Origin of the sequence: Halomonas sp. ND22Bw (genome assembly GCF_003011945.1) — a bacterium.
GTDB classification, from domain to species: domain Bacteria; phylum Pseudomonadota; class Gammaproteobacteria; order Pseudomonadales; family Halomonadaceae; genus Halomonas; species Halomonas halophila.
Window position 1 is genome coordinate 1 of the sequence record NZ_PXWD01000444.1, and the last position, 335, is coordinate 335.

Annotated in this window: 2 protein-coding genes; both read left to right on the plus strand. The window is 64.8% G+C overall.

From position 1 onward, the window contains the following. Positions 1 to 201: uL14 family ribosomal protein (locus CVH10_RS18850; protein ID WP_181244505.1), on the plus strand; the 201-nt coding region annotated here is incomplete at its 5' end. Beyond that, positions 201 to 335: 50S ribosomal protein L24 (rplX, locus tag CVH10_RS18855; RefSeq protein ID WP_106489383.1), on the plus strand; the 135-nt coding region annotated here is incomplete at its 3' end. The genes CVH10_RS18850 and rplX, both read left to right, overlap by 1 nt.

The following is a 335-nucleotide window of genomic DNA, read 5'->3' on the forward strand; positions in this document are numbered from 1 at the left end:
GTCCACCGTGCGGTGATCGTGCGCACCGCCAAGGACATCCGCCGCGCGGACGGGTCGGTGATCCGGTTCGACGGCAATGCCGCGGTGCTGGTCAACAAGAACGAGGAGCCGATTGGCACCCGTATCTTCGGCCCGGTCGTGCGCGAGCTGCGTGGCAAGAAGCACATGAAGATCATCAGCCTCGCTCCGGAGGTGCTGTAATGGCCGCCGCGAAGATCAAGAAGGGTGATCGAGTCGTCGTCCTGTCCGGCAAGGACAAGGGCAAGACCGGCACCGTGACGCTCGCCATGCCGAAGGACGGCAAGGTCGTCGTCGAGGGCGTTAACGTCGCCACC